The organism is Pseudomonas sp. CGJS7, assembly GCF_036961695.1.
The window spans coordinates 1-6,140 of sequence record NZ_JBAMDI010000246.1; the positions used below are offsets into that span (position 1 = coordinate 1).

4 protein-coding genes and 1 pseudogene are annotated in these 6,140 nt (G+C 63.2%); 2 read left to right on the forward strand and 3 right to left on the reverse strand.

Annotated features, from left to right (window positions below; all coding sequences use genetic code 11):
- Positions 1–41: 41 nt before the first annotated feature.
- Entirely contained in the window at positions 42–692 is a 651-nt protein-coding gene (locus V7787_RS52010; protein ID WP_336095330.1) for a thiopurine S-methyltransferase, read from the reverse strand.
- A gap of 101 nt (positions 693–793) precedes the next feature.
- Between V7787_RS52010 and V7787_RS52015 the strand changes: the two genes are divergently transcribed.
- Positions 794–1,561 carry a DODA-type extradiol aromatic ring-opening family dioxygenase gene (locus V7787_RS52015; RefSeq protein ID WP_070096976.1) on the forward strand — a complete coding sequence of 256 codons (768 nt, stop codon included), beginning with the start codon at positions 794–796 and terminating at the stop codon, positions 1,559–1,561.
- Positions 1,562–1,702: 141 nt separating this feature from the next.
- Here V7787_RS52015 and V7787_RS52020 read toward each other — a convergent pair.
- Both V7787_RS52020 and V7787_RS52025 read right to left on the reverse strand, forming a co-directional pair.
- Positions 1,703–3,416, reverse strand: a pseudogene (locus V7787_RS52020) (DEAD/DEAH box helicase).
- A gap of 317 nt (positions 3,417–3,733) precedes the next feature.
- The gene (locus V7787_RS52025) at positions 3,734–4,489 is read right to left on the reverse strand and encodes a spermidine synthase (RefSeq protein ID WP_010952896.1); all 756 of its coding nucleotides are present in this window, start codon (positions 4,487–4,489) and stop codon (positions 3,734–3,736) included.
- 116 nt (positions 4,490–4,605) lie between these two features.
- Here V7787_RS52025 and V7787_RS52030 point away from each other — a divergent pair, with 116 nt between their 5' ends.
- The gene (locus V7787_RS52030; RefSeq protein ID WP_010952895.1) at positions 4,606–5,952 is read left to right on the forward strand and encodes a class II 3-deoxy-7-phosphoheptulonate synthase; all 1,347 of its coding nucleotides are present in this window, start codon (positions 4,606–4,608) and stop codon (positions 5,950–5,952) included.
- Positions 5,953–6,140: the final 188 nt, after the last annotated feature.

Sequence of the window (6,140 nt, forward strand, 5' to 3'; positions counted from 1 at the left end):
CGCCCGCTCCCACATGGGCCGCGTCAGCCTGCCCTATCTGCTTACCGGCTGAGCCGGTACACCCGCTCCAACAAACTCGACGCCCCGGCCTGCACAAACTTCGGGCTCTCCTCAATCACCTCCACAGCCTCCAGCTGCTCCATCTGCCACCCCGCAAACCCCTGTCTCAGCTCTTCATCCCTGACCGAAAACGGCGGCCCGGCCAACAACGACTGGTCATAGTCCAGCGTCACCACCAACCCACGGCAATTCGCCGGCAGCAAACCCGACAACAGCTGCATATACCGCGCACGCATCTGCACCGGCAGCGCAATCACCGCCGCCCGGTCATACAGCCCCACGCAGTCAGCCACATCCTCTGCCCGCAAGGCAAAGAAGTCGCCACACCACAGCTGTACATCCCCACTGCGCCAAACCTCGAATGCGCCCTGCTGCCGCACTTCGGCCTCAAGCCCGTGCTCACGGAAAAAATCCTCCACCGCCCGCCGCGACAGCTCCACACCCAATACGCGATGGCCCTGCCCTGCCAGCCAGGCCAAGTCCAGGCTCTTGCCGCACAACGGCACCAGCACGCGGCTGCCGGGCGCCAACTGCAACTGTGGCCAATACGTCTGCAGATAGGGGTTCACCTGCGCCTGGTGAAAGCCGATCTGGTTATCGGCCCACCGCTGCTGCCAGAACGCTGGTTCCATGATTACTCCCGATTTTTAGATGATTTGTCGGTAAAACTTGGTTTGGATTTCGATCTGTAGTTAATCGATGATGGTTGCATCTTAACCTTCAGGACCCCGCCATGCTGCCCAGCCTGTTCATTTCCCATGGTTCCCCCATGCTTGCCCTGCAACCCGGCGCCAGCGGGCCGGCACTGTCCGGGTTGGCCAACGCCCTGCCCCGGCCGAAAGCGATCGTGGTGGTGTCGGCACACTGGGAAAGCCGCGAGCTGCTGGTCACCGGCAACGCACAGCCCGAAACCTGGCATGACTTCTACGGCTTCCCACCGGCCCTGTATGCGGTGCAGTACCCGGCGCCGGGCGAGCCCGGGCTTGCTGGTCAGGTCAGTGAGCGGTTGAAGGCTGCGGGGTTACCCGCGCGGCTGGACATGCAACGCCCATTCGACCATGGCGCCTGGGTGCCGCTGTCGCTGATGTACCCGGATGCCAGCATTCCCGTGGTGCAGGTTTCCCTGCCCAGCCACATGGGGCCGGCGCTGCAGCTGAAGGTGGGCCAGGCACTGGCGGGGTTGCGTGCCGAGGATGTACTGCTGATAGGTTCGGGCAGCATTACCCACAACCTGGGTGAGCTGGACTGGCATGCAGGGCCGGATGTGATCGAGCCGTGGGCGCTGGCGTTCAGGGATTGGGTGGTAGACCGGCTGCAGGAGGATGACCAGGCGGCGTTGCTGGATTACCGGCAGCAGGCGCCGTTTGCGGTGCGCAACCATCCCAGTGATGAGCATTTGCTGCCGCTGTTCTTTGCCCTCGGGGCCGGGAGCAAGTTCGGCGTGGTGCATCAGGGGTTTACCCTGGGCGCGCTGGGGATGGACATCTATCGGTTCGACTGAAGGGCCTCTTCGCGGGCTTGCCCGCTCCCACAGGTACCCCACAGATTTCAGTACCTGTGGGAGCGGGCAAGCCCGCGAAAGGGCCGGTACAGGCAAAAAAAATCCCCGACCTAAGCCGGGGATTTTTCCGTTACGCCAGGATCAATCCTCGCGGTAGCGACGCAGCTTCAGCTGCTTGCCAGCCACGCGGGTGTCCTTGAGCTTGGACAGCAGCTTCTCGAGGCCGTCTTCCGGCAGCTCGACCAGGCTGAAGCTGTCGCGCACCTGGATGCGGCCGATAGCGTCACGCGCCAGGCCACCTTCGTTGAGGATCGCACCCAGCAGGTTCTTGGCAGCGATGCCATCACGGGCACCCAGGGCGGTACGGCAACGCACGCGGCCTTCGGCCAACGGCAGCGGTGCACGGCGCTCACGGTCACCACGGTCAGGACGCTCGCCACGCTCACCGCGCTCGGTACGCTCACCACGCGGGGCGAAGCTCGGCACCAGCGGCTGCTCACGCTCTACCGCCGCCAGGTCCAGCGCCTGGCCATTGGTGGCCTTGCGCAGCAGGGCCGAAGCCAGGGCACGCGCGCTGCAACCCAGGTCGGTGGTCAGGCGGTCGAACAGCTCGCCGTGGGTGGCTTCTGCTTCGGCTACCAGCGGCGCCAGGCTCGAGGTCAGCTTCTTGATGCGGGCATCCAGCACGGCCTGGGCATTCGGCAGGCGCGCTTCGGCAACCTTCTGCCCGGTAACACGCTCGATCACCTGCAGCATGCGGCGCTCACGCGGGGTAACCAGCAACAGTGCACGGCCATCGCGACCGGCACGGCCAGTACGGCCGATACGGTGTACGTAGGACTCCGGGTCGTACGGCATGTCAACGTTGAACACGTGAGTGATGCGCGGTACGTCCAGGCCTCGGGCAGCGACGTCGGTGGCGACGACGATGTCCAGGCGGCCATCCTTGAGCGAGTCGATCACGCGCTCACGCTGGTTCTGAGCGATATCGCCGTTCAGTGCAGCAGCCTTGTAGCCTTTGGCTTCAAGCGCGGCGGCCAGGTCCAGGGTGGCTTGCTTGGTACGCACGAAGGCGATCAGCGCGTCGAACTCTTCCACTTCCAGCAGACGCAGCACAGCCGGGATCTTCTGGTCCGCGTGGACCATCAGGTGGGCCTGCTCGATCGCGGTAACGGTCTGGGTCTTGGTCTGGATCTTGACGTGCTTGGGTTCACGCAGGTGACGCTCGGCGATCGAACGGATCGAAGACGGCAGGGTTGCGGAGAACAGTACGGTCTGACGGGTAGCCGGGATTGCGTCGAAGATCACTTCGAGGTCGTCCATGAAGCCCAGCTTCAGCATCTCGTCGGCTTCGTCCAGTACCAGGTACTGTACAGTCGACAAGACTTTTTCGTCACGACGCAGGTGGTCGCACAGACGGCCCGGGGTGGCCACGACGATTTGCGCGCCGTTGCGGATCGCACGCAGCTGTGGGCCCATCGGGGCACCACCGTAGACGGCGACAACGTTCACGCCCGGCATCTGCTTGGCGTAGGTTTCGAAAGCGGTAGCAACTTGCAGCGCCAACTCACGGGTTGGCGCCAGGATCAGGGCTTGCGGTTCGCGCTTGCTCACATCGATCTTGTTCAGGATCGGCAGGGCGAAGGCAGCGGTTTTGCCGGTGCCAGTCTGCGCCTGGCCGATCATGTCGTGACCGGCGAGGATGATCGGGATCGATTGTTGCTGAATGGCGGACGGCTCTTCGTAGCCGGTAGCCACAACGGCAGCAACAATGTTCGGGTTAAGATCGAGAGCGGCGAAGCCGCCGGTTTCCTGGGTCATGGGTCTGCCTCTAGGTGCATCCGCAAAGACCCATGCTCCAAAGCTGCACATGCCTTGAAAGACCGTCAGGTCACCCAGGCAGCTTTGGCGGCGGGGATTTGCGAAAACGATTGAAAAAGAAAACTTGGGAAGGTCCGCCTAGCGGACGCGCAGCCGAAGCTGGACTCGGAGGATTTGCACCACCTGATTTTGAGGTCCGCTAAAAGACCGGCGCGTACTATACCTGAAATAGTCGCGTACGTGAGGAAAATTTTCATGGAGGCAGGGCCAGTATCGGGCCATCGCGCACGACAGGCTGAATCGATAATCCCCTGAAGCCTTACGCGCTCGGTGTCGGCGCGCGTCAGCCACTCACGTAGCCGGCCGAATCTCGCGGATCAGCCCATCGAGGCTGTACCCCAAACGCGGCGCCAGCGCCTCGGCCCGGGCTCTCAAACCGTCCAGGTCCAGCGACTGCTCCAGGTCTGCCGGCACCAGCAGAATCACATTGCCCTCCTTCACAGGCAGCTCCCAGTAATGCCGGTGGTACAACCCGCGCAGCAACGCCGCGCCCAGCGGCCTGCCATCATCGGTGGCCCACTGGTTGATCACCAGCCAGCCGCCCGGGTTCAGGTGCTGCTGGCAGTTCTCCAGGAAGTTCCACGCCAGGTGCCCGACCCCAGGACCATGGTCGGTGTACAAGTCAACGAACAGCAGGTCGGCCTTCTCTGCCGTGGGCAGCAGCTCCAGGGCATCGCCGATGCGCACATACAGCCGCGGGTCGTCATCCAGGCCCAGGTAATCCATGGCCAGGCGCGGCACATCCGGGCGCAGTTCGATGGCCTCGATGTCTTCCAGCGGCAGGAACTTCATGCAGGCCTGGGTCAGCGTGCCGGCGCCCAGGCCCAGAAACAGTGCGCTCTCCGGCGATTCGTGGCACAGCGCCCCCACCAGCATGGCGCGGGTATAGTCGTACTCCAGCCAGCTGGGGTCGGCGGTGAACACGCAGCTTTGCTCGATCGCATCGCCGAATTCCAGAAAGCGGTAGTCGTCTACTTCGTACACGCTGATGACGCCAAACGCATCCTCCACCCGTGCCAGCAGCCGCTCTTGCCGTTCCGCCGTCATGTCCACCACCCACCTGCGCAAAAACGCGCATTGTCCGCCAACACCCTTGATGCAACAAGCGCAGCGCCAACTGTTACCATGACTCATAGCCTACAACCGACAAGACCGAGCCCAAGATGAACCAACCGTGGAGCCCCGACAGCTGGCGCGCCCTGCCGATCCAGCAGCAACCGACCTACCCCGATGCCGCGCACCTGCTGAAGGTTGAACAGACCCTGGCCAGCTACCCGCCGCTGGTGTTCGCGGGTGAGGCGCGCGAGCTGCGCCGGCAGTTCGCCGAGGTCACCGAAGGCCGTGCCTTCCTGCTTCAGGGCGGCGATTGCGCCGAGAGCTTCGCGGAGTTCTCGGCTGCAAAAATCCGTGACACCTTCAAGGTGCTGCTGCAAATGGCCATTGTCATGACCTTTGCCGCCGGCTGCCCGGTGGTGAAAGTGGGGCGTATGGCCGGGCAGTTCGCCAAACCGCGCTCATCTGGCGATGAAACCATCGGCGACGTCACCCTCCCCGCCTACCGTGGCGACATCGTCAACGGCATCGGTTTCGACGCCAAAAGCCGCATTCCGGACCCGGAACGCCTGCTGCAGGCCTACCACCAGGCCACCGCCAGCCTCAACCTGCTGCGTGCGTTCGCCCAGGGCGGGTTTGCCGACCTGCACCAGGTGCACAAGTGGAACCTGGACTTCATCGCCAACTCGGCGCTGGCCGACAAGTACCACCAATTGGCCAATCGCATCGATGAAACCCTGGCGTTCATGCGTGCCTGTGGCCTGGACAGTGCGCCGCAACTGCGCGAAACCAGCTTCTTTACGGCTCACGAAGCGCTGCTGCTGAACTATGAAGAAGCCTTCGTGCGCCAGGACAGCCTGACTGGCGACTACTACGACTGCTCGGCGCACATGCTGTGGATTGGCGACCGCACCCGCCAGCTCGATGGGGCTCATGTGGAGTTCCTGCGTGGCGTGCACAACCCGATTGGGGTCAAGGTTGGCCCGAGCATGAACCCCGAAGAGCTGATCCGCCTGATCGACACGCTCAACCCGGCGAACGACCCGGGGCGTCTGAACCTGATCGTGCGCATGGGCGCGGGCAAGGTTGGCGACCACTTGCCGGGGCTGATCCGCACTGTCGAGCGCGAGGGGCGCAAGGTGCTGTGGAGTTCCGATCCGATGCACGGCAACACCATCAAGGCCAGCAGCGGTTACAAGACCCGCGATTTTGCGCAGATTCTGGATGAGGTGAAGCAGTTCTTCCAGGTACACCAGGCCGAGGGCAGCCATGCTGGCGGTATCCATATCGAGATGACTGGGCAGAACGTCACCGAATGCATCGGCGGTGCCCGGCCGATCACCGAGGATGCGTTGTCTGACCGGTATCACACCCATTGTGATCCGCGGATGAATGCTGATCAGTCGCTGGAGTTGGCATTCCTGATTGCCGAAACCCTCAAGCAAGTGCGGCGCTGAGCGCTTTTCGCTTTTCGCTTTTCGCTTTTCGCTTTTCGCTTTTCGCTTTTCGCTTTTGATCTTGCTTCTAAGCGCGCGGTAGTCCAGGCGACGCAGATTGCGACTTCAGGAGGCCGAGTGGAGGCCTTGCGGAGGGAGATGACGGGCATGGATGCCCGTCAAGCGCTGAGGCCCCATGGATGGGGCCT